The following is a 21987-nucleotide window of genomic DNA, read 5'->3' as shown; positions in this document are numbered from 1 at the left end:
GGAGGGTCCGGGGGCTGCCCGCCAGTTCAACTGTCTCTCCGGGGTGGGCCGGGCCCTCAAGGGCGCTCCTTCGTCGCGTCGCTACGCGATGGCCTTCGGCCACCCTTGACCGCCCGTCCCACCCCGGAAAGCCAAGAACTGTCGGGAAGCCCCCGAAGGAAGGGCAGGGGGGACATGGACCACTTCTCGGGGTTCTGGACGCCTGGGCCGGAGGCTTCGAGTACGGCCCTGCCGCGCCCTTCGGGCGAACAGACCACAGACACAAGCCACAAGCACGCCCTCAGATCGCTACGCGCTTCTCCGAGAGAAGCGTCTGCGGGGTGTTTTGGGCTGGTGGGCGGCGCGGGAGGGCTGGAAGCTCGGCCCCACCGAGCAGGAGACGGGTCTGGTGACGATGGGGACTCAACACCCCTCCAAACCTCCTCAGTTTGCCCCTTTTATGGTCATTTGGAGTGTGCATTCGAGGGGCAGGCGGCATCAGACCGGCCCCATGCTCGCCCTCGCCGAGTTCTTGCCTCTCACCAGCCCCGCACAGCCAGCAGACGCTTCTCGCGGAGAAGCGCGTAGCGATCTGAGGGCGTGCTGTTGTCTGTTCGCCCGGAGGGCGCGGCAGAGGCTGCACCCGGAGCCCCCGGCCCATCGCCCGGAACCCCGATCGGAGATATCGGTCCCCCCTGCCCTTCCTTCGGGGGCTTCCCGACAGTTCTTGGCTTTCCGTGACGGGGTGGCCTGTCAAGGGTGGCCGCAGGCCATCGCGCAGCGACGCGACCGTAGGGAGCGCCCTTGACAGGTCGCACCGGCACGGAGAGACAGTGGAACTGGCGGGCAGCCCCCGGAACCTCCCCGACCCCGGATACGCGAAGCACCCGCCCAACGCGGCGAAGCCGCGACGCCGACGCCCCCCTACCCCCGCTTGCGTGTCGTCTGCGATCGGACCGCGCCCATGCTTGCCGCGATCACCAGGGCGATGGCGAGGGCGTCCAGTGCGGAGAGGGCCTGGTGCAGGACCAGGAAGCCGGCGGTCGCGGCGATGGCGGGCTCCAGGCTCATCAGGATCGCGAAGGTGGGCGCCGGCAGGCGCCGTAGGGCCAGCATTTCCAGTGTGTACGGCAGCACCGAGGACATGATCGCGACCCCGATGCCGAGCGCCAGCGTGCTCGGTACGAGCAGGGCCGGGCCCGCCTCGATGATGCCGAGCGGCAGCGACAGCACGGCCGCGACCGCCATCGCCAGGGCGAGGCCGTCGGCCTGCGGGAAGCGGCGGCCCGTCCGTGCGCTGAAGACGATGTACGCCGCCCACATCGCGCCCGCGCCCAGGGCGAACGCGGCCCCGACGAGGTCGAGGGAGCCGAAGCCGCCGCCCCCGCCGTGGCCGGAGAGCAGCACGATGCCCGCGAGGGCCAGCCCCGCCCACAGCAGGTTCACCAACCGCCGCGATACGACCACGGACAGCGCCAGCGGCCCGAGCACCTCCAGGGTGACGGCCGGTCCGAGCGGGATCCGGTCCACCGCCTGGTAGAACAGCCCGTTCATGGCCGCCATCGTGATCCCGAAGACCACCACCGTGGTCCAGTCGGCGCGCGCGTACCCGCGCACCTTGGGCCGGCAGATCAGCAGCAGCACGATCGCGGCGGCCGCCAGCCGCAGCGTGACCACGCCCGCCGCACCCGCGCGCGGCATGATCATGACCGCCAGGGCCGCGCCGAACTGCACCGAGAGCCCGGCCGAGACGACCAGCGCGACCGGCCCGAACCTGCTCGTCCCGGCGCCGGGCGCGGTGCTCGAAGAGGTGGTGGCGGCAGCGGTCGTCGAGGGCGCGGAGGGGGCCGGGGCGGGCGCGGGGGAGGGTGCGGACATCTCTCCAGGCTAAGGGGTTGGTAAGGAGTCTGCACGCATGTGTTTCCTTACAACCGGGTCACAGCCCCTGCGCCAGGAGTTCCGCCAGGTGCAGCGCGCGCTCCCCGCCCAGCTGGGCGATCTGGGTGCGGCAGGAGTAGCCGTCCGCGAGGACCGCGGTCCCCGCGTCCGCCGCGCGCAGCGCGGGGAGCAGCTGTTCCTCGGCGCAGGCCACCGACACCTCGTGGTGGCCCGGCTCGAAGCCGAAGTTCCCCGCCAGCCCGCAGCAGCCGCTGCTGAGCCCGCCGGTCAGCCCGGCCCGCTCGCGCAGCCGTCGCTCCGCGCCGTCGCCGAGGACGGCGTGCTGGTGGCAGTGGGTCTGTCCGACCACCGCGCGGTCCAGCCGGGGCGGCTGCCACCACGGGGCGCGCTCCTCCAGCACCTGCGCGAAGGTCCGTACCGACGCGGCCAGCCGGGCCGCCCGCGGGTCGTCCGGGAGCAGCGCGGGCAGGTCGGTGCGCAGCGCCGCCGCGCAGCTGGGTTCCAGGACGACGACGGGGGCCCGTACGCCGTCCGCCGCGTCCGGCCCGCCCTCGGGATCCACCGCGTCCAAGGTCCGCCGCAGCACCGCGCGCGCCCGGTCGAGGCGGCCCGTGGACACGTAGGTGAGCCCGCAGCAGAGCGCCGTCGAGCGGCCGCCGGCCCGGGACACCCGTAGCCCCGCCGCCTCCAGGACCCGTACGGCGGCCAGCCCGACCTGCGGGGACAGGTGTTCCGTGAAGGTGTCGGGCCACAGCAGCACCTCCGGGCCGTCCGGGCCGTCCGCTCCGGAAGCGGAGCCGCGCCACTGCCGGCCGAACGGCGCCCGCGCCAGCAGCGGCAGCGAGCGTTCCCGGGCCAGCCCCGGCACCGGCACCACCCGCCCGACCGCGTTGACCAGCGGGGCGGCGCGCAGCGCGGCGATGAGGCGCAGCCACTGCGGCAGCCCGCCCATCGTGTAGTGGGCCGGTGGTCGGATCCGGCCCGCCCAGTGGCGGTGCAGGAACTCGCTCTTGTAGGCGGCCATGTCCACGCCCACCGGGCAGTCGCTGCGGCACCCCTTGCAGCCGAGGCACAGGTCGAGGGCCTCGTGCACCTCGGCCGAGCGCCACCCGTCGGTGACGATCTCGCCGGCCAGCATCTCGTGCAGCAGCCGGGCCCGGCCGCGCGTGGAGTGCCGTTCCTCCCCCGTCACCCGGTACGAGGGGCACATCACGCCCGCGGCGGGCTCGGTGGACCGGCACTTGGCGACCCCCACGCACCGGGCGACCTCGCGGGCGAGCCCGCCCGCGGATCCGGGCGCGTCGCCCTCCCCCAGCGGCAGCACCGCGAAGCGCAGGTTCTCGTCCAGCCGGGCCGGGCGGGCGAGCATGCCGGGGTTCATGCCCCCGGCCGGGTCCCACACGTCCTTGTACGCGCCGAAGAGGCGGACCAGCTCCGGTCCGTACATCCGGGGCAGCAGTTCGGCGCGCGCCTGGCCGTCGCCGTGCTCCCCCGACAGCGAGCCGCCGTGGGAGACGACCAGGTCGGCGAGCTCCTCGGAGAAGGTCCGGAAGCGGGCCACGCCCGCCGCGGAGACCAGGTCGAAGTCGATGCGGACGTGCACGCACCCCTCGCCGAAGTGCCCGTACGGCGTTCCGCGCAGCCCGTGCGCGGCGAGCAGGGCCCGGAACTCGCGCAGGTAGGCGCCGAGCCGGGCGGGCGGGACCGCGCAGTCCTCCCAGCCGGGCCAGGCCATCCGTCCGTCCGGCCCCCGCGTCGCGGTGCCCGCGGCGTCCTCGCGGATCCGCCACAGCGCGCGCTGCCCGGCCGGGTCGGCGATCACGCGCGCCTCCAGCGCGTCGGCGGCCCGTACGGTCGCGCGCGCGGCGTCCGCGTCCCGCGCCTCCACGAACAGCCAGGCGCCCCCGCGCGGCAGCGATCCCGCCTCCGCGTCCCCCACCAGGTCGGCCGCCATCCCCTCGACGGTCAGCGGTCCCAGCGGCAGCAGCCCCGCGGCCGCGTCCGCCGCCGCGCCCTCGTCGGGGTAGCCGAGCACGACGAGGACCGGTGCGCGCGGCGCCTCCACCAGGCGCACGACGGCCTCGGTCACCACCCCGAGCGTGCCCTCGCTCCCGCAGAAGGCCCGGGCCACCCGCACGCCCTGCTCGGGCAGCAGCGCGTCCAGCGCGTATCCGGAGATCCGGCGCGCGAGGTCGCGGGGCATCCCGGTGCGCAGCGGTTCCAGGTGGCGCGCGACCAGCTCCCGCAGGCCGGTCGGGGCGCCGGCCCAGCCGGTGCCGATGCGGTGCGCGGCGCCCCCGTACGTGGTGACGGCGAGCTCGTGCACGTTGTCGGCGGTGGTGCCCCAGGCCACCGAGTGGGCCCCGCAGGCGTTGTTGCCGATCATGCCGCCGAGGGTGCAGCGGGAGTGGGTGGAGGGGTCCGGTCCGAAGGTCAGGCCGTGCGGGCGCGCCGCGTCCCGGAGCCGGTCGAGGACGAGGCCGGGCTGGACCACCGCCGTCCGCGCGGCCGGGTCCAGGGACACCAGGGCGTTCATGTGCCGGGTGAGGTCGAGCACCACGCCGGTCCCGGTGGCCTGACCGGCGATGGAGGTCCCGCCGCCGCGCGGGACGACGGGCACGCCCGCGTCGGCGCAGACGCGCAGGGCCGCCGCCACGTCCTCGGCGTCGCGCGGGGCGACCACGCCGAGCGGGACGCGGCGGTAGTTGGAGGCGTCCATGGTGGTCAACGCCCGGGCCGCGGCGCCGAAATCCACCTCTCCGCGCAGCTCGACCCGCAATGCCCGTTCAAGATCCCCGGTTCCCGTCACGCGAACACCCTGCCACCGGCGCCCCGCGTCTCACCGGGTGGACGCGCCTCCGAAGGGCGGCCCCGGACCGGATACGCTCCGCTCGTGGCTGAGATCCAGATTCCCGCTGACATCAAGCCCGCCGACGGACGTTTCGGCGCGGGCCCCTCCAAGGTGCGGACGGACGCGCTGGACGCGCTGGCCGCCACCGGTACCTCCCTCCTCGGAACCTCCCACCGACAGGCCCCGGTCAAGAACCTGGTCGGCTCGGTGCGCCAGGGCGTCCGGGACCTCTTCTCCCTCCCCGAGGGCTACGAGGTGATCCTGGGCAACGGCGGCTCCACCGCCTTCTGGGACATCGCGACCGCCGGTCTGATCGAGCGGAAGTCCCAGCACCTCACCTTCGGCGAGTTCTCGTCCAAGTTCGCGACGGCCGCGAAGCTCGCGCCGTGGCTGGACGCGCCGTCCGTGATCTCCTCCGAGCCGGGGACGCACCCCGAGCCGGTCGCCGAGGCGGGCGTGGACGTGTACGCGTACACGCACAACGAGACCTCGACGGGTGTCGCCGCGCCCATCAAGCGCGTCGCGGGCGCCGACGAGGGTTCACTCGTCCTGGTGGACGCGACCTCGGGCGCCGGCGGTCTGCCGGTGGACATCACCGAGACCGACGTCTACTACTTCGCCCCGCAGAAGTCCTTCGCCTCCGAAGGCGGCCTGTGGCTGGCCGCGTTCTCCCCGGCGGCGCTGGAGCGCGCGGCCCGCGTGCACGCCTCCGGTCGGCACATCCCGGAGTTCTTCTCGCTGCCGACGGCGATCGACAACTCGGTCAAGAACCAGACCTACAACACCCCCGCGCTGTCCACCCTCTTCCTGCTGAACCAGCAGCTGGAGTGGATCAACGGCCAGGGCGGACTGGACTGGGCGACCTCCCGTACGGCGGCCAGCGCGGCCAACCTGTACGGCTGGGCCGAGGCGTCGAAGTACGCGGAGCCCTTCGTCACGGACGCCTCGAAGCGCTCGTCGGTCATCGGCACGATCGACTTCTCGGACGACATCGACGCGGCCGCGATCGCCAAGGTGCTGCGCGCCAACGGCATCGTGGACACGGAGCCGTACCGCAAGCTGGGCCGCAACCAGCTGCGCGTGGCGATGTTCCCGGCGATCGACCCGGCGGACGTGCTGGCGCTCACCGCCTGCATCGACCACGTGATCGAGAAGCTCTGACCGTACGGTCCGGCCCCGCGCCGCACCGCGCCGCACCGCTCACGCGTGAGCCTTCCGGAACCCCCGGTGACGATTCGTCACCGGGGGTTCCGGCGTTCGTACGGTCCCCCCTCCCCCGACCCGCTCCGACCCGCCCCGGCCTCCGGGACTTTGGTCCCAAAAATCGGGGCAAAGAGCCCGCAAACGGAACATCCCCACCCCCCTGCCCGCCTGCGGATTCACCCCTCGGGACCTTTGGCAGGCCCCCTCCCCACCCGCCCGGAGCCCTGCAACCGAGCGCCCCAAGATGTCCCTCATGTCTGGTGTGCCGGGAAAAACCCCGGCCCGTTCAGGAGGAAATCCCATGCGCAAGGCACTTACCTTCTCGGCGATCGCCCTCGCCTCCTCGATGGCCCTGGCGGTCCCCACCGTCGCCTTCGCCGCCGATGCCAGCCCGACGGCGTCGAGCAGCCCCAGCAAGGACGCCCACGCCGCGCCGGCAGCCCTGAAGCTGTCGACCTCCACCGCCAAGCCGGGCGACTCCATCCAGCTCTCGATGGAGGTGCCGGACGGTTCGACCAACCTCTCCATCTCCTCCAAGGCGCTGGACGACGTCAAGATGACCGACGGCCGGGGCGCCACCGCCAAGGTCGCCGACGTGGCCGCGGGCCCCTACGGCATCTCCCTCACGGGCACGGGCCCCGACGGCAAGAAGATCCAGGCCAGCGCCCAGCTCACGGTCAAGTCCGGCAAGCCGGACCCCAAGCCGCAGCCGTCCACCCTCCAGCTCTCCACCGAGTTCGGCCACCCCGGTGACAAGGTCGTCGTCACCGTCAAGACCACCGAGAAGAGCGCCTCCGTCAAGTCGGACGCCTTCGGCGGCACGGTGAACCTGAAGAACGACGGCAAGGGCACCTGGACCGGCACCGCGATCGTCGCCAAGGACGTGAAGACCGGCTACTACCCCGTCGACGCCTTCGCCGGCGGCAAGAAGTTCGACACGGTCAAGTTCTCCACCGAGGCCAAGGGCGGCAAGGGCGACCACGACCTCAAGCCCCTGAACCCGAGCGAGCACAAGAAGCCCAAGGGCTCCGTGAACACCGGCCAGGCCCCCGTCGGATACGTCGCCGAGGACACCGCGAACCATGGCTGAGCAGCTCCTCAGTCGCCCCCGGGGCGGCCGCGCACGACGCGCGGCCGCCCTGGCGGGCGCCGCCGGCCTCGCCGCCGTCCTCGTCACCGGCTGCTCCGGCAGCGGCACCGACACCAAGTCCGCACCGGCGGGCGCCTCGAACGCCTCGGTCCTGGAGCCGTCCGTACCGGACCACATCAAGATCCCGGACATCAAGGTCGACGCCACGCTCGACACGGTCGGCCTCGACGCCCAAGGCGTCATGCGGGAACCGGACATGGCCAAGCCGAAGGACGCGGCCTGGTACAAGGAGGGCCCCACCCCCGGGGAGAAGGGCGCCGCGGCCGTCGTCGGCCACATGGACACCCCCCAGGCCCCCGAAGCCGTCTTCTTCAACCTCAAGCGGCTGAAGAAGGACGAGAAGATCGAGATCCACCGGGCCGACGGCAGCACCGCCGTCTTCGCGGTGGACCACGTCGAGACCTACAAGAAGGACGCGTTCCCCACCGACACGGTGTACGGGGACACGCACGGCAAGGCCGAACTGCGCCTGATCACCTGCGGCGGCAACCTCACCAACGACCGCCACTGGGATTCCAACGTCGTGGTCTTCGCCCACCTCACCGGCAGGGCGTAGGCCGGGCCGGTACCGCGCGCGGCCCGGCGCGACCGGGCCGCCGCGACCGCGATACCTTCGGGGCTTCGGCATTCGATGAATGCGGTACAGCTGGGAGGCAGCGGCGTGAGCGTGCGAGTAACGGCGGCCGAAGGCGGCGTGGACCCCTTCGGGACGGCCCGGCTGCGACGCGGAGTCCTCGATTCCTGGGGCGCGGGCCCGACCCGTTTCCGGGAGGACGCCAACGCCGAGGAGGACCTGGCGCTCGGCGGCTACCGGGACCGGCTCGTCGTCGAGCTGGCCCAGAACGCGGCCGACGCCGCCGCCCGGGCCCACACCGCCGGGCGACTGCGGCTCACCCTGCACTCCGGGGAGGGCGGCCACGGCGTGCTCGCCGTCGCCAACACCGGTGCCCCGCTGGACGCCACCGGCGTGGAGTCCCTGAGCACCCTGCGCGCCTCCGCCAAGCGCGAGGCCGCCGGGGAGCGGCCCGGCGAGAGCGCCTGGGACAGCGTCGGCCGCTTCGGCGTCGGCTTCGCGGCCGTCCTCGCCGTCACCGACGAACCCGCCGTCCTCGGCCGGCACGGCGGGGTCCGCTGGTCCCTGGCCGAGGCGCGCGAGTTGGCCCGGGGCGCCTCCCAGGGCAGCCCCGGCCTCGGCGACGAACTGCGCCGCCGCGACGGCCACGTCCCGCTGCTGCGGCTGCCGTTGCCCGCCGAGGGCACCGCGCCCGACGGCTACGACACCGTGGTGGTCCTGCCGCTGCGCGACGCGGCCGCCGCCGACCTCGTCGAGCGACTGCTGGCCGGGATCGACGACGCGCTGCTGCTGACCCTGTCCGGGCTGACCGAGGTGGTCGTGGAGACCCCGGCGGGCGTGCGCACCCTGCGCCGCCGCGCGGAGGGCCCGTACACGGTCATCGAGGACAGCGCCGGTGACGGCGCCGTACGGCGTTGGCGCACCGTGCGGGACACCGGCGCCATCGCCCCCGAACTCCTCGCCGACCGGCCCGTCGAGGAACGGCTGCGGCCCGCCTGGTCCGTGTCCTGGTCCGTGCCCGTCGACGCGGACGGCGCGCCCGTGCGCCCGGCCACCGCGCCCGTCGTGCACGCGCCGACCCCCACCGACGAACCCCTCGGCATCCCCGCGCTGCTCATCGCGACCCTGCCGCTGGACACCGCCCGCCGCCACCCCGCGCCCGGGCCGCTGACCGACTTCCTGGTGCAGCGCGCCGCCGACGCCTACGCCGCGCTCCTCGGCGCGTGGGAACCGGTGAGCACCGCCCTGGTGGACCTGGTGCCCGGACCGCTCGGCAAGGGCGAGTTGGACGGCGCGCTGCGGGCCGCCGTGCTGGAGCGGCTGCCCCGGACCGCCTTCCTCGCCCCGGCCGCCGTGCCCGCCGCCGCGCCCGACGCGGATCCGGAGGAGGGCCGGGCCGCGCTGCGCCCCTTCGAGGCCGAGGTGGTGGAGGGCGCGGGCGCCGACACCGTGCGCGTCCTGGCAGAGGTGCTGCCGACCCTGCTCCCCGCCGGGCTGGAGCGGCGCGCCGAGCTGCGCACCCTGGGCGTCGGGCGGCTCCCGCTGGGCGACGCCATCGAGCGGATCGCGGGCGCGGACCGGCCGCCGCACTGGTGGTACCGGCTGTACGACACCCTCGCGGGCGTGGACCCCGACCGCCTGTCGGGCCTGCCGGTACCGCTGGCACCGAGCGCCGAAGAGCCCGCGGGCGCGGGCGGGTTCGCGGAGCCCGACGGCTACGACGCCTTCGGCGAACCGGAACGCTCCGCCGCCCCCGGCATCCGCACCGCCATCGGCCCGCGGCACGTCCTGCTCCCCGGCCCCGACACCCCCGTCGGGCTGACCCGGCTCGGCCTCAAGGTGGCCCACCCGGACGCCGCGCACCCGCTGTTGGAGAAGCTGGGCGCGCTGCCCGCGACCCCGCGCGCCGTGCTGGGCACCCCGCAGGTGCGGGCCGCGGTGGCCGCTTCGCTGGACGCGGGCGAGATCTGGGACGAGGACGCGCCCGACCCCGACGAGCTGGCCGACATCGTGCTCGGCCTGGTCCGCGACGCCGCCCTCGCGCCCGGTGACGAACCCTGGCTGGGCGCCCTCGCACTGCCCGACGAGGACGGCGAACCCACCCCCGCCGGCGAACTGCTGCTGCCCGACAGCCCGTTGGCCTCGGTGATCCGCGAGGACGAGATCCCGTACGTCGACGGCGAACTGGCCGCGAAGTGGGGGGCGGACACGCTCGCCGCGTGCGGGGTGCTCGCCACCTTCCAGCTGGTACGGGCCACCGACGTGGTGCTCGACCCGGACGAACTGGAGCCGCGCGAGGGCGACTTCGCCGAGCCGGACGACGCGGGGCTGCTGGACGCGGTGGACGTCTGGTGCGAGGACCTGCTCGACCAGCTCCCCGAGACCCCGCTCCCGCCGGTCGCCACCGAGCTGATCGCCGTACGGGACCTGGACCTGGTCGACGACGACTGCTGGCCGCGCGCGCTGGCCATGCTCGCGCAGCCGCCGCTGCGGGACGCCCTGACCCAACCGGTGCGGGTGTTGCTTCCCGACGGGACCACGCGGTCGGTGCGCTCGTACACCGCGTGGTGGCTGCGCGACCACCCCGTGCTCGACGGCCGCCGCCCGGCCGGGCTGCGCGCGGCGGGCGGGGACCCGCTGCTCGCCGGGCTGTACACCCCGGCCGACGCCACCGGTTTCGAGGACGAGCAGGTCCTGCGGGCGCTGGGCGTACGGACCTCCGTGGCCGCCCTGCTGGAGGAGCCCGGCGGCGCGGCCGAGCTGCTGGGGCGGCTCGGCGACCCGGACCGCGAGGTGAGCGGGCACCAACTGCACGCCCTGTACGGGGCGCTGGCGGACCTGGACCCCGAGCAGGTCACGCTGCCCGACGTGCTGCGCGCGGTGGAGGACGGCGAGGTGGTCGTGGTGGACGCGGCCGACGCGCTGGTCGCGGACGCGCCGGACCTGCTGCCGCTGGCCGCGGGGCTGCCGCTGCTGCCGGTGGCTCCGGCGCGGGCGGCCGACCTGGCGGAGCTCTTCCAGGTGCGGCGGCTGTCGGACACGGTGGCCGCGGGGGTCGACGCCCCCGGGGCGGAGCACGACGTGCCGGAGCCGGTACGGGTCCTGCTCGGGCCGGGCACGCCGGCGACGTACGTCGAGCACGAGGAGCTGCTCGCGGGCGGGGTCGAGCTGGACTGGCGGCGCACGCCGGACGGCACGGTGCATGCGGCCACGCTGGAGGGGGTGGCGGCCGGTCTCGCCTGGGCGGCGGGCCAGTGGCCGCGCCGCTTCGAGGTCGCCGCCCTCCTGGAGGACCCCTCCCGCACCCCCGAACTGGCCCGCGACCGCTGGTTCGACTGACCCCGCGCCTCAATCGCCGGCGAGGCCGAGGTCGGGCACCCGATCCAGCCCGCCCGGCGTTCGAGGGCCCGCCGGAGGCCGGTGCCTCCGGCGGCGCTGAAACAACCCAGCCCGCCCGGCGTTTGAGGGCCCGCCGGAGGCCCCACCGGGCCACGGCCCGGACACCCGCGCCAGCGCACCCAGGACCTGCCCGGTCCAGCCTCCGGCGGCGCCTCAAACGCCGGCGGGGCTGGATGGGTCAGCCCGCCCGGCGATTGAGGGTGGGGTGGCTAGGCCGGGAAGCGGCGGTCTACCCAGCGGAAGACGAGTTCGATCAGGGCGGAGGCGACGACCGCGATGCCGACGGCGGTCCACGGCATCACGGCCCCCTCCAACTTCAGCTGGAAGAAGTCCTGGAGCCACGGCACCACCAGGACGACCAGGAAGGCGAACCCCATCGCACCGACCAGCGCGACCCGCCACCACGTGTACGGCCGCGCGATGATCGCCAGCACCCACATCGAGGTCAGGAACAGCGCCAGCGTCGCCGCACTGGTCTCGGCCTTGAGGGAGTCCGGCCCGGTGTAGTGGGCCCGCGCGATCAGGTACGTCACGAAGGTGGCCACGGCCGCGATCGCCCCGCCCGGAATCGCGTACCGCATCACGCGTTTCACGAAGTGCGGCTGCGCCCGCTCCCGGTTCGGCGCCAGGGCCAGGAAGAAGGCGGGGATGCCGATGGTGAGCGTGGACAGCAGGGTCAGGTGGCGCGGCAGGAACGGGTACTCGACCTGGCTGCACACCACCAGCACGGCCAGCAGCACCGAGTAGACCGTCTTGGTCAGGAAGAGCGTCGCCACCCGGGTGATGTTGCCGATCACCCGGCGCCCCTCGGCCACCACCGAGGGCAGGGTCGCGAAGCTGTTGTTGAGCAGCACGATCTGCGCCACCGCACGGGTCGCCTCGGACCCGGAGCCCATCGAGACCCCGATGTCGGCGTCCTTGAGCGCGAGGACGTCGTTGACCCCGTCGCCCGTCATGGCCACGGTGTGGCCCTTGGACTGGAGGGCCGCGACCATGTCCCGCTTCTGCTGCGGGGTGACCCGCCCGAAGACCGAGTTCTCGTCGAGGACCTTGGCCAGCTCGTCCCGGTCGGTCGGCAGGTCGCGGGCGTCGACGGTGTTCTCGGCCCCCGGCAGCCCCAGCTTGGCCGCGACCGCGCCGACCGAGACCGCGTTGTCGCCGGAGATGACCTTCGTGTGGACGTTCTGCTCGTCGAAGTAGCGCAGGGTGTCGGCGGCGTCGGGCCGCAGCCGCTGCTCCAGCACCACCAGGGCGGTCGGCTTGACGGCGCTGGTGACCTGCTCGTCGTCCAGCTCGCGGGCGGAGCGGGCGAGCAGCAGGACGCGCAGGCCCTGTTCGTTGAGGTCGTTGATCTCGTCGAGGGCGGGATCGCCGACGGGCAGCAGGACGTCGGGGGCGCCGAGCAGCCAGGTGGAGTTCTCGCCGTCGCCCTCGCTGAAGCTGGCGCCGCTGTACTTGCGGGCGGAGGAGAAGGGCAGCGACTCGGTGCAGCGCCACTCCTCGCTGTCGGGGTAGGCGTCGATGATGGCCTGGAGGCTGGCATTGGGGCGCGGGTCGGACTCGCCGAGGGCGCCGAGGACCTTCTTCACGTACGCCGCGTCCGCGCCGCCGAGCGGGCGCAGCTCGGTGACGTCCATGCCGCCCTCGGTGAGGGTGCCGGTCTTGTCGAGGCACACGACGTTCACGCGGGCGAGGCCCTCGATGGCGGGCAGCTCCTGCACCAGGCACTGCTTGCGGCCGAGCCGGATGACGCCGATGGCGAAGGCCACGGAGGTGAGCAGGACCAGCCCCTCGGGGATCATCGGGACGATGCCGCCGACGGTGCGGGCGATGGAGTCCTTGAGGTTGGAGTCCTTGCCGACCAGCTGGCTGATGATCAGGCCGATGGAGGTCGGGATCATCATCCAGGTGACGTACTTGAGGATGGTGGAGATGCCGGTGCGCAGCTCGGAGTGGACGAGCGTGAAGCGGGAGGCCTCTTCGGCCAGCTGGGCGGCGTAGGCCTCGCGGCCCACCTTGGTGGCGGTGAAGGCGCCGCCGCCGGCGACGACGAACGAGCCGGACATCACGGGGTCGCCGGGCTTCTTGAGGACGGGGTCGGCCTCGCCGGTGAGCAGCGATTCGTCGATCTCCAGGCCGTCGGCCTCGCCGGTGACGCCGTCGACGACGACCTTGTCGCCGGGGCCGAGCTCGATGACGTCGCCGAGGACGATCTCGGAGGTGGAGATCTCGGCGGTGGCGCCGTCGCGGCGGACGCTCGGTTTGGCCTCGCCGATGACGGCGAGGCCGTCGAGGGTCTTCTTGGCGCGCAGTTCCTGGATGATGCCGATGCCGGTGTTCGCGATGATCACGAAGCCGAAGAGGCTGTCCTGGATCGGCGCGACGAAGAGCATGATCACCCAGAGCACGCCGATGATCGCGTTGAACCGGGTGAAGACGTTGGCCCGGACGATGTCCGGGGTGGAGCGCGAGGAGCGCACGGGGACGTCGTTGACCTCACCGCGGGCGACCCGTTCCGCGACCTCGGCGGTGCTCAGGCCGCCGGCCCGGAACCGCGGGGCGGGCGGGGCCACCGGGTGCACCGGGTCCAGCTCCGCCCCTGCGTCGATGGCGGTGGTGCCGGCGCTGGTGCCGCCCGGCTCCGGCCCGTCGGAATCTATCCTCGCCCGCTGCGTCATGCTTTCGACGGTAAAGGGCCTTCGAACGGTTCACCCGCCGAGCAGTACGAAGATCAGACTTCGGGATGACCCGAATCGTCCCCCGGTACGCCCTTCAACGGGCCGTCTGGTTCCCGGGGGGCTTGACTGCGACCCCCGACGCCTGTTCGGCCGCTCGGGTCTACCGGGTCCCGGACCGCGGGGTCTCGGACCGCGGGGTCTCGGACCGCGGGGTCTCGGACTGGGCGGTCTCGGACTGGGCGGTCTCGGACTGCGGGGTCTCGGACTGCGGGGTCTCGGCCGCCCGGGCGGCCGCGTGGCGCTTGAGGGCCGCGTCGCGGCCGCGGACGTACCAGATGCCGATCAGGCCGAGCACGCCGCCCGCAGCGCAGCACCACACCCACCACAGCAGGTCGTGGTCCGCGAACCAGCCGTAGAACGGCAGCTGGACGAGGAAGAGCGCGAACCAGAGGATCGTGCCACCGGTGACGGTCGCGACGATCGGGCCCTCCAGGGGCTCGGGCGCCTCGTGCTGTGCGGTCCATTTCGCCATGTCACCAGTCTATTGGGCGCCCGCCCGGGGCCCACGGCGGGCGGCCGGTCGCCGCCGAGCCGCCTCCACTCCCCTTTCACCCCTTGGCTCTACGCGCGGAGATGGACGCCACAGTTCTCATCTGTTCATACTGAAACGGTTTGCCTATGACGGGTTTCATTCGTACGAACCCACCAAAACGAACCAGTTTGAGGACCGCATGAGCACCTCGGCACCTGCCGCGGCCCCCACTCCGACGCCCACCAACGGCGTCGACCGCTACTTCAAGATCTCGGAGCGCGGTTCCACCGTCGCCCGCGAGATCCGGGGCGGCTTCGCCACCTTCTTCGCGATGGCGTACATCATCGTGCTGAACCCGATCATCCTCGGCAGCGCGAAGGACATGTACGGCCACCAGCTCGACGGCGGCCAGCTGGTCACCGCCACCGTGCTGACCGCGGCCTTCTCCACCCTGCTGATGGGCGTCATCGGCAACGTGCCGATCGCCCTCGCGGCCGGGCTCGGCGTGAACACCGTCGTCGCCCTCCAGCTCGCCCCGCGCATGAGCTGGCCCGACGCGATGGGCATGGTGGTCCTGGCCGGTTTCGTCGTGATGCTGCTGGTCGCCACCGGGCTGCGCGAGCGGGTCATGAACGCCGTGCCGCTGGGCCTGCGCAAGGGCATCGCGATCGGCATCGGCCTCTTCATCATGCTGATCGGCCTGGTCGACTCGGGCTTCATCTCCCGCATGCCCGACCTCGCGCACACCACGGTCCCGCTCCAGCTGGGCAGCAACGGACACCTGCACGGCTGGCCCGTGCTGATCTTCGTCGTCGGCGTCCTGCTCACCCTGGCGCTGATCATCCGCAAGACGCCCGGCGCGATCCTGATCTCGATCGTCGCCATGACCGTCGTCGCGGTCGTCGTCCAGCTGGTCACCGAGCTGCCGAACGAGGCCTGGGGCCTGACGGTCCCCGAGCTGCCGGGCAACCCCGTGGCCGCGCCCGACTTCGGGCTCGTCGGCCAGGTCAGCCTCTTCGGCGGCTTCCACAAGGTCGGGGTGCTGACCGGCGTCCTCTTCGTCTTCACCGTGCTGCTGTCGTGCTTCTTCGACGCGATGGGCACGATCCTCGGCGTCGGCGACGAGGCCAAGCTGATCGACAAGGACGGCAACTTCCCCGGCATCAACCGGGTCCTGCTGATCGACGGCCTCGCCGTCGCCTCCGGCGGAGCGACCTCCTCCTCGGCCACCACCTGCTTCGTGGAGTCCACGGCCGGCGTCGGCGAGGGCGCCCGTACCGGCCTCGCGAACGTCGTCACGGGCGGCCTCTTCACGGTGGCGCTGTTCCTCACCCCGCTCGCCACGATGGTCCCGTCGCAGGCCGCGACCCCCGCCCTGCTGGCGGTCGGCTTCCTGATCCTGGCGGGCTCGGTCAAGGACATCGACTGGAGCGACTTCACCGTCGCCGTCCCCGCCTTCCTGGCGATGACGATGATGCCCTTCACCTACTCGATCACCAACGGCATCGGCATCGGCTTCGTGAGCTTCTGCGTGCTGCGGCTGGCGACCGGCCGGGGCCGTGGGGTCCCGGTGGCCATGTACGTCGTGTCGGCGGTGTTCGTCTTCTACTACGCGATGCCCGCCCTGGGCCTCACGTGAGCCCCGGCCCCACGTGAGGATCACGTGAGGCCGTAGAACCTCTCCGTCTCGTCGACCGCCACCTTGAAGCGCTCGTCGAAGTCGTCGCGAATGAGCGTCCGGACCACATAGTCCTGGACGCTCATTCCGCGTTTGGAGGCGTGTTCCCGGAGCCGGTCCAGCAGCTCCCCGTCTATCCGCATGCTGAGCACATGAGTCCCCATGCCCACAGGGTCGGGCCACGGGGCGTGGACGCGTGTCACTTTCCGGAGCCGACTCACCCGTACGAGTGACGAAAAGAAGCCGGTGTTCTTTAGCTAGAGTAATGAGTTACTCTAATGAACATGCAAGACCTTTCCCATGGCGACGACGCCGCCGCCGTGAACGACCTCCGGTCCGCCGTGATGCGGCTCGGCCGACGCCTCAAGCACCAGCGCGTCGACGAGTCGCTCAGCCCGACCGAGATGTCGGTACTCGGCACCCTCGCCCGCTGTGGCCAGGCCACCCCCGGTGAGCTGGCCCGCCGTGAGCACGTACAGCCGCCCTCGATGACCCGCATCGTCGCGCTGCTGGAGGCCAAGGGACTGGTCCGGCTGGAGCCGCACCCCGACGACCGCCGCCAGAAGGTGGTCAGCCAGACCGAGGAAGCCGAGGCGATGCTCGAAGAGAGCCGCCGCAAGCGCAACGCCTTCCTGGCCGGGCTCGCGGCCGAGCTGACCGAGGACGAATGGGCCAAGCTCCGCGAGGCCGCACCCGTCCTGGAGAAGCTCGCGCACTTGTAACCGAACACGCCAGGAGGCGCACCCTTGAGTACGGGAAACGGAGCAGACTCCGCACCCGGCCACACATCCGCTCCTACCACGACGAAGTCGACGACCCCGAAGAGCTCGACGAACTCGACGAACTCGATGTTCAGCTCGCTGAAGATCCGCAACTACCGGCTCTTCGCCACGGGACAGGTCGTCTCGAACACCGGCACCTGGATGCAGCGCATCGCCCAGGACTGGCTGGTCCTGTCGCTGACCGGCTCGGCCAGTGCCGTCGGCATCACCATCGCGCTGCAGTTCCTGCCGATGCTGATGTTCGGCCTCTACGGGGGCGTCCTCGCCGACCGGCTGCCCAAGCGGCCGCTGCTGATCGCCACCCAGAGCGCCATGGGCCTCACCGGCATCGCGCTCGCCGCGCTCACCCTCGCCGGACACGTCCAGGTCTGGCACGTCTACCTGGCCGCCTTCCTGCTCGGCCTCGTCACCGTCGTCGACAACCCGGCCCGGCAGTCCTTCGTGTCCGAGATGGTCGGCCCGGACCAGCTCGGCAACGCCGTCAGTCTGAATTCGGCCAACTTCCAGTCCGCGCGGCTGGTCGGCCCGGCGATCGCCGGCGTGCTGATCACCGCCGTCGGCTCCGGCTGGGCCTTCCTGCTGAACGGCCTGTCCTTCGCCGCGCCGATCGCGGGGCTGCTGCTGATGCGGGCGCACGAGCTGCACCGCACGGAGGTCCAGCCGCGGGCCAAGGGCCAGCTGCGGGAGGGCCTGCGCTACGTCGCGGGTCGGCCCGAGCTGATCTGGCCGATCGTGCTGGTCGGCTTCATCGGAACCTTCGGCTTCAACTTCCCGATCTGGCTGTCGGCCTTCACCAGTGACGTCTTCCACGGGGACGCGGGCACCTACGGCCTGTTCAACACGCTGATCGCGGCCGGCTCCCTCGCGGGCGCGCTGCTGTCGGCCCGGCGGGCGCAGTCCCGGCTGCGGGTGCTGGTCGCGGCGGCCGTGCTGTTCTCCGTGCTGGAGATCGTGACCGCCTTCGCGCCGGGGTTCTGGCTGTTCGCGCTGCTGCTGGTGCCGATCGGGATGTTCGGGCTGACGGTCAACGTCACCGCGAACTCCAGCGTCCAGATGGCCACCGATCCCGAGATGCGGGGGCGGGTCATGGCGCTGTTCATGATGGTCTTCACCGGGGGTACGCCGGTGGGCGCGCCGCTGGTCGGTTGGGTGACGGACACCTACGGGGCGCGGATCGGCATGGCGGCGGGCGGTGCGGTGGCGCTGGTCGCCGCGCTGGCGATCGGGCTCGTGCTGTCCCGGGTCGGGAACCTCCGGCTCCGTGTGGACCGCCACCACGGCCTGGCCCTGGTCCCCCGCCAGCCCTCCCGAACCCTGGTCCCCGCGGCCTAGCCCTTACCGGGCCGGAATCCACCCGGCCCGCCGGGCTGGGATTGCCCCCTGCGGGCGGGCCGGATGGGCAAGCGCCGGCACACCCAGCCCCGCCGGCGTTTGAGGCGCCGCCGGAGGCCCACGAGCCCGCAGCCGCCCGACGTGCCTCCGGCGGGCCCTCAAACGCCGGGCGGGCTCGGGGGCCTGCCCGGAGGGTGGGGGTGGGGGCTAAGGTCGGGGGATGAGACTGTTCGCGGCCGTGTTGCCGCCCGCGAGGGCCACCGCGGAGCTGGCGACGGCCGTCCGCGCCGTCTCCGCCGCACCGGACCTCCGCTGGACCGCACAGGCCGGCTGGCACTACACCCTCGCCTTCATGGGCGAGGTCGGGGAGGACCTCCTCCCCGACCTCCACGCCCGCCTGGCACGGGCCGCCGCGAAGACGACCCCCTTCACGCTCCGCGTGCACGGCTCGGGACACTTCGGCGACCGCGCCCTCTGGGCCGGCGCGGCCGGCGGCCTGGACGGCCTGCGGATGCTCGCCGAGGCCGCCGACGCCGCCGCCCGGCGGGCCGGCGTACCCATGGAGCAGCACCACCGCTACACCCCGCACCTCACCCTGGCCCGCAGCTCCGAAGGGACGGACCTGCGCCCGTACACCGAGGCCCTCGCCGGCTTCGAGGGCACGCCGTGGCCGGTGCGCGAGCTGAGCCTGGTGCGCAGCAACCTCACCCCGGCGGACGGGCCCCGCTACGACGTCGTCGGGGCCTGGCCGCTCGGCGGCTGACCCCGACGCGTTAGTCTCAACAGGTGGATCCCAAGACCCGTAACCGTGTGATGGCCGGTGTGCTCGTGCTGATGTTCGTCGTCGTGGCGGTGGCCGCCGCCGTCGGACAGTAGGCGGCGGCCACCGTACCCGCCGCTACCAGGCGAAGGCCTCCGGCGAGGCACCCGGTCCCGGGAAGATCTCGTCGAGGCCGTCCAGCACCTCCTGCGAGAGCTCCAGCTCGACCGCGCGCAGCGCGGAGGCGAGCTGCTCCGGCGTACGCGGCCCGACGATCGGGCCGGTGATGCCGGGGCGGGTCAGCAGCCAGGCGAGGGCCACGTCACCGGGCTCCAGGCCGTGCTTGTCGAGCAGGTCCTCGTACGCCTGGACCTGCGCCCGCACCGTGCTGTTGGACAGCGCGTCCGCCGAGCGGCCCGAGGCGCTGCGACCCGATTCCGCGGACTTGCGGATGGCACCGCCGAGCAGCCCGCCGTGCAGCGGGGACCAGGGGATGACCCCGAGCCCGTACGCCTCGGCGGCCGGGATGACCTCCATCTCGGCGCGCCGCTCGGCCAGGTTGTAGAGGCACTGCTCGGTGACCAGGCCCAGCCGCCCGAGCCGCGCCGCCGCCTCGTTGGCCTGGGCGATCTTCCAGCCGGGGAAGTTGGAGGAGCCCGCGTAGAGGATCTTGCCCTGCTGGACCAGGACCTCGACGGCCTGCCAGATCTCCTCGAAGGGGGTGTTCCGGTCGACGTGGTGGAACTGGTAGACGTCGATGTAGTCCGTGTTCAGGCGCTTGAGGCTGGCCTCGACGGCCCGCCGGATGTTCAGCGCCGAGAGCCGGTCGAAGTTCGGCCACGGGTCGCCCTCGGCGGCCATGCTGCCGTAGACCTTGGTGGCGAGGACCGTCTTCTCGCGGCGGCCGCCGCCCTGGGCGAACCAGGTGCCGATGATCTCTTCGGTGCGGCCCTTGTTCTCACCCCAGCCGTAGACGTTGGCGGTGTCGAAGAAGTTGATCCCGGCTTCGAGCGCGGAATCCATGATCGCGTGGCTTTCCGGCTCCCCGGTCTGGGGGCCGAAGTTCATCGTGCCGAGGACAAGTCGGCTGACCTTGAGGCCGGTGCGTCCGAGCTGCGTGTACTTCATGGGGCCCAAGCCAACTGCTTGGAGCGCGCTCGAAGCAAGACCCCTCGGTGAAGGGCGTGTTACAGCCCCCGAGGACCCCCGACCGCCGCGTACGGCGCCCCGATGCCCCAGGCCTGGTGCATGACGGCCGCGAACTCGCCGGCGAGCCGGTGTTCGCCCGAGGCGCTGGGGTGGGTGCCGTCGTAGGTGTCGTGGCTCAGGGCGTAGCCCTGCGGGCGCGCGGCCAGCAGCAGCGGCGAGGCGTCGGTGGAGAGGTCGGCGACGGCCTTGGCGAGCAGCTCGTTGAAGCGGGCCACCTCGGTGGCGAAGGGCGCGTCGACGTCGGCGCGGACGTTGGGGATGACCGGGAGCAGCACCATCCGGATGCGGGGGCGCGCGGCCCGGGCCTCGGCGACGAACAGCCGGACGTTGGCGGCGGTCTGCTCGGCGTCCGTGTAGAAGCCGAGGTCGATCAGGCCGAGGGAGACGAGCAGCACGTCCGGCCGGTGGGTGCGGGCGGCGTCGCCGATGAGCGGGACCATGTGCTGCCAGCCCTCGCCCCAGCCGGCCAGGTGGCGGCGGGCGTGCTCGGGGAAGTCGGGGTCGGCGTAGACGTGGCTGGTCGGCGCGTCGGCGCAGGTGTCGTAGACCTCGCTGCGCGGACCGACGATCTCGTGGGGGCCGCCGAAGTGGGCGCTCAGGTGCTGCCACATCCGGTAGCGCCAGGTGAAGTCGCCGGCGCGTCCGATGGTCATGGAGTCGCCGACGAACATGAAACGCATCCGGTCATCATCGCGGATCACCGCCCGGCTGCCCACGTGATGCCGGACACGCGGGTACGCGGGTTCGCGCGCGGGCCTGGCAGGCTGGGGGGATGCGCCCGCTCCTGCCTGCCGCCGCCGTCACCACCGCCGTTGCCGTCGCCTTCGCCCTCGCGGCGGGGGCCGGTGTCGCGGTCGCCGCCGGGTCGCCGGCGCCCGCCCCGGGGTCCTCCTCCTTCACGATCTCGGACCCGCGGATCAAGGAGTCCAGCGGGTTGGCGGCGAGCAAGATCCATCCGGGGATCTACTGGACGCACAACGACAGCGACGACGGGCCGTACGTGTACGCCGTCGACTCGGCCACGGGCCGTACGGTCGCCCGCGTCACGATGGAGGGCGTCGGCGCCCCGCGCGACGTCGAGGCGATCTCGCTCGGCCCGGACGGGCAGCTCTACGTCGGGGACATCGGCGACAACCTGGGCGGCACCTGGGACCACGTGTGGATCTACCGCTTCCCGGAGCCGGCGCAGCTCGGCGACGTGACGGTCAAGCCGGTGCAGTTCACGGTGCGTTACGCGGACGGGCCGCGCAACGCCGAGGCCCTGATGGTCCATCCGGTGACCGGGCGGGTGTACATCGCGAGCAAGAGCGAGGACAAGGGCGGGCTGTACGAGGGGCCCGAGCGCCTGTCGGCTTCGGGGAGCAACGAGTTCCGCCGGGTCGCGGACGTGCCGTGGGTGACGGACGGGGCGTTCTCGCCGGACGGCGGGAGCCTGACGCTGCGCGGGTACTTCTTCGCACGGACCTTCCCCTGGAAGGACGGCAAGCCGCAGGGCGAGGGGGCCCGGGTGGACGCGCCGTGGCAGGGGCAGGCGGAGTCGGTGACGTACACGCCGGACGGCCGGACGCTGATGTTCGGGTCGGAGGGGGCGAACAGCCGGGTGGTGGCGGTACCTGTGCCGGTGCCGGTGCCCTCGCCGGGGGGGTCGAAGGGTGCGGTGCCCTCGCCGGGGGCCACGGGGGGCTCCGCGGGGGCGGGGGCGGCGGCCCCGGGGGAAGGCGGCAACTTCACCGTGGGGGCCATGGTGTTGGTCGGGGCCACGCTGCTCGTGCTGCTGGGCAAGCGCGTGGTCGGCCGCGGCCGCCGCCACGACTGACCAACACCACACGCCCCGGCGAGACCGGAGCCGGCCCGGGCCGGTAGCGCCTCCGGCGGCGCCTCAAACGCCGGCGAGGCTTGAGGCTGGCGGCCCCCGAACCACACCCAGCCCGCCCGGCGTTTGAGGGGGACGGCTCCCGGGC

Annotated in this window: 16 protein-coding genes; 9 read left to right on the top strand and 7 right to left on the bottom strand. The window is 73.0% G+C overall.

Annotation, left to right across the window (positions count from 1 at the left end; genetic code table 11):
- Nucleotides 1-903: 903 nt before the first annotated feature.
- Both ACFWAR_RS36115 and ACFWAR_RS36110 read right to left on the bottom strand, forming a co-directional pair.
- Nucleotides 904-1857 (bottom strand): DMT family transporter, encoded by a 954-nt coding sequence (locus ACFWAR_RS36115; protein ID WP_385786916.1) that lies wholly within the window; start codon nt 1855-1857, stop codon nt 904-906.
- Nucleotides 1858-1915: 58 nt separating this feature from the next.
- Nucleotides 1916-4687 carry an FAD-binding and (Fe-S)-binding domain-containing protein gene (locus ACFWAR_RS36110; RefSeq protein WP_385786913.1) on the bottom strand — a complete coding sequence of 924 codons (2772 nt, stop codon included), beginning with the start codon at nt 4685-4687 and terminating at the stop codon, nt 1916-1918.
- 84 nt (nt 4688-4771) lie between these two features.
- Between ACFWAR_RS36110 and serC the strand changes: the two genes are divergently transcribed.
- The 4 genes from serC (at nt 4772) to ACFWAR_RS36090 (ending at nt 10995) form a co-directional block, all read left to right on the top strand.
- Nucleotides 4772-5890 (top strand): phosphoserine transaminase, encoded by a 1119-nt coding sequence (gene serC, locus ACFWAR_RS36105; RefSeq protein ID WP_385786910.1) that lies wholly within the window; start codon nt 4772-4774, stop codon nt 5888-5890.
- Nucleotides 5891-6233: 343 nt separating this feature from the next.
- Complete coding sequence (locus ACFWAR_RS36100; protein ID WP_385786907.1) at nt 6234-7022, top strand: hypothetical protein; 789 nt, start codon at nt 6234-6236, stop codon at nt 7020-7022.
- A complete protein-coding gene (locus ACFWAR_RS36095; protein WP_385786904.1) occupies nt 7015-7638 on the top strand; it encodes a class F sortase in 624 nt (207 codons plus the stop codon). Before ACFWAR_RS36100 ends, ACFWAR_RS36095 begins: the two co-directional genes overlap by 8 nt.
- Before the next feature lie 75 nt (nt 7639-7713).
- On the top strand, nt 7714-10995 hold the full coding sequence (locus ACFWAR_RS36090; protein ID WP_385786901.1) for a sacsin N-terminal ATP-binding-like domain-containing protein: 3282 nt from the start codon (nt 7714-7716) through the stop codon (nt 10993-10995).
- Nucleotides 10996-11264: 269 nt separating this feature from the next.
- Here ACFWAR_RS36090 and ACFWAR_RS36085 read toward each other — a convergent pair whose 3' ends face one another.
- Both ACFWAR_RS36085 and ACFWAR_RS36080 read right to left on the bottom strand, forming a co-directional pair.
- On the bottom strand, nt 11265-13733 hold the full coding sequence (locus ACFWAR_RS36085) for a cation-translocating P-type ATPase (RefSeq protein WP_385786898.1): 2469 nt from the start codon (nt 13731-13733) through the stop codon (nt 11265-11267).
- 160 nt (nt 13734-13893) lie between these two features.
- On the bottom strand, nt 13894-14265 hold the full coding sequence (locus ACFWAR_RS36080) for a DUF2530 domain-containing protein (RefSeq protein WP_385786896.1): 372 nt from the start codon (nt 14263-14265) through the stop codon (nt 13894-13896).
- Between the two features lie 199 nt (nt 14266-14464).
- Here ACFWAR_RS36080 and ACFWAR_RS36075 point away from each other — a divergent pair, with 199 nt between their 5' ends.
- Nucleotides 14465-15904, top strand: coding sequence for an NCS2 family permease (locus ACFWAR_RS36075; protein ID WP_385786893.1), 1440 nt, complete (start codon nt 14465-14467; stop codon nt 15902-15904).
- A 20-nt stretch (nt 15905-15924) separates the two neighbouring features.
- Here ACFWAR_RS36075 and ACFWAR_RS36070 read toward each other — a convergent pair whose 3' ends face one another.
- Complete coding sequence (locus tag ACFWAR_RS36070) at nt 15925-16107, bottom strand: ribbon-helix-helix protein, CopG family (protein WP_283458154.1); 183 nt, start codon at nt 16105-16107, stop codon at nt 15925-15927.
- A gap of 120 nt (nt 16108-16227) precedes the next feature.
- On the opposite strand from ACFWAR_RS36070, the gene ACFWAR_RS36065 reads away from it, so the two are divergent.
- From ACFWAR_RS36065 to thpR, 3 genes are all read left to right on the top strand, one after another.
- Nucleotides 16228-16665: a MarR family transcriptional regulator gene (locus tag ACFWAR_RS36065; protein WP_354381291.1), complete on the top strand. Its 438-nt coding sequence runs from the start codon at nt 16228-16230 to the stop codon at nt 16663-16665.
- 24 nt (nt 16666-16689) lie between these two features.
- Nucleotides 16690-18057 carry an MFS transporter gene (locus ACFWAR_RS36060; protein WP_385786889.1) on the top strand — a complete coding sequence of 456 codons (1368 nt, stop codon included), beginning with the start codon at nt 16690-16692 and terminating at the stop codon, nt 18055-18057.
- Nucleotides 18058-18277: 220 nt separating this feature from the next.
- Nucleotides 18278-18820, top strand: coding sequence for an RNA 2',3'-cyclic phosphodiesterase (thpR, locus tag ACFWAR_RS36055; protein WP_385786886.1), 543 nt, complete (start codon nt 18278-18280; stop codon nt 18818-18820).
- Nucleotides 18821-18955: 135 nt separating this feature from the next.
- On the opposite strand, the gene ACFWAR_RS36050 is transcribed toward thpR, so the two are convergent.
- Both ACFWAR_RS36050 and ACFWAR_RS36045 read right to left on the bottom strand, forming a co-directional pair.
- Nucleotides 18956-19945, bottom strand: a complete 990-nt coding sequence (locus tag ACFWAR_RS36050; protein WP_385786883.1) for an aldo/keto reductase — start codon at nt 19943-19945, stop codon at nt 18956-18958.
- A gap of 59 nt (nt 19946-20004) precedes the next feature.
- Nucleotides 20005-20706, bottom strand: a complete 702-nt coding sequence (locus ACFWAR_RS36045) for a GDSL-type esterase/lipase family protein (RefSeq protein WP_385786880.1) — start codon at nt 20704-20706, stop codon at nt 20005-20007.
- A gap of 92 nt (nt 20707-20798) precedes the next feature.
- Here ACFWAR_RS36045 and ACFWAR_RS36040 point away from each other — a divergent pair, with 92 nt between their 5' ends.
- Nucleotides 20799-21842: a WD40 repeat domain-containing protein gene (locus tag ACFWAR_RS36040; RefSeq protein ID WP_385786877.1), complete on the top strand. Its 1044-nt coding sequence runs from the start codon at nt 20799-20801 to the stop codon at nt 21840-21842.
- The last annotated feature ends 145 nt before the right edge of the window (nt 21843-21987 follow it).

The organism is Streptomyces sp. NPDC059917, from assembly GCF_042730635.1.
GTDB lineage: Bacteria > Actinomycetota > Actinomycetes > Streptomycetales > Streptomycetaceae > Streptomyces.
This window is presented reverse-complemented; position numbering and strand designations above follow the sequence as displayed.

Coding starts and splice junctions, on each gene's coding strand:
- ACFWAR_RS36045 (WP_385786880.1), bottom strand. CDS start 20,706: ATGCGTTTCATGTTCGTCGGCGACTCCATGACCATCGGACGCGCCGGC.
- ACFWAR_RS36095 (WP_385786904.1), top strand. CDS start 7,015: ATGGCTGAGCAGCTCCTCAGTCGCCCCCGGGGCGGCCGCGCACGACGC.
- ACFWAR_RS36040 (WP_385786877.1), top strand. CDS start 20,799: ATGCGCCCGCTCCTGCCTGCCGCCGCCGTCACCACCGCCGTTGCCGTC.
- ACFWAR_RS36080 (WP_385786896.1), bottom strand. CDS start 14,265: ATGGCGAAATGGACCGCACAGCACGAGGCGCCCGAGCCCCTGGAGGGC.
- ACFWAR_RS36090 (WP_385786901.1), top strand. CDS start 7,714: ATGAATGCGGTACAGCTGGGAGGCAGCGGCGTGAGCGTGCGAGTAACG.
- thpR (WP_385786886.1), top strand. CDS start 18,278: ATGAGACTGTTCGCGGCCGTGTTGCCGCCCGCGAGGGCCACCGCGGAG.
- ACFWAR_RS36085 (WP_385786898.1), bottom strand. CDS start 13,733: ATGACGCAGCGGGCGAGGATAGATTCCGACGGGCCGGAGCCGGGCGGC.
- ACFWAR_RS36070 (WP_283458154.1), bottom strand. CDS start 16,107: ATGGGGACTCATGTGCTCAGCATGCGGATAGACGGGGAGCTGCTGGAC.
- ACFWAR_RS36050 (WP_385786883.1), bottom strand. CDS start 19,945: ATGAAGTACACGCAGCTCGGACGCACCGGCCTCAAGGTCAGCCGACTT.
- ACFWAR_RS36075 (WP_385786893.1), top strand. CDS start 14,465: ATGAGCACCTCGGCACCTGCCGCGGCCCCCACTCCGACGCCCACCAAC.
- ACFWAR_RS36100 (WP_385786907.1), top strand. CDS start 6,234: ATGCGCAAGGCACTTACCTTCTCGGCGATCGCCCTCGCCTCCTCGATG.
- ACFWAR_RS36115 (WP_385786916.1), bottom strand. CDS start 1,857: ATGTCCGCACCCTCCCCCGCGCCCGCCCCGGCCCCCTCCGCGCCCTCG.
- ACFWAR_RS36065 (WP_354381291.1), top strand. CDS start 16,228: ATGCAAGACCTTTCCCATGGCGACGACGCCGCCGCCGTGAACGACCTC.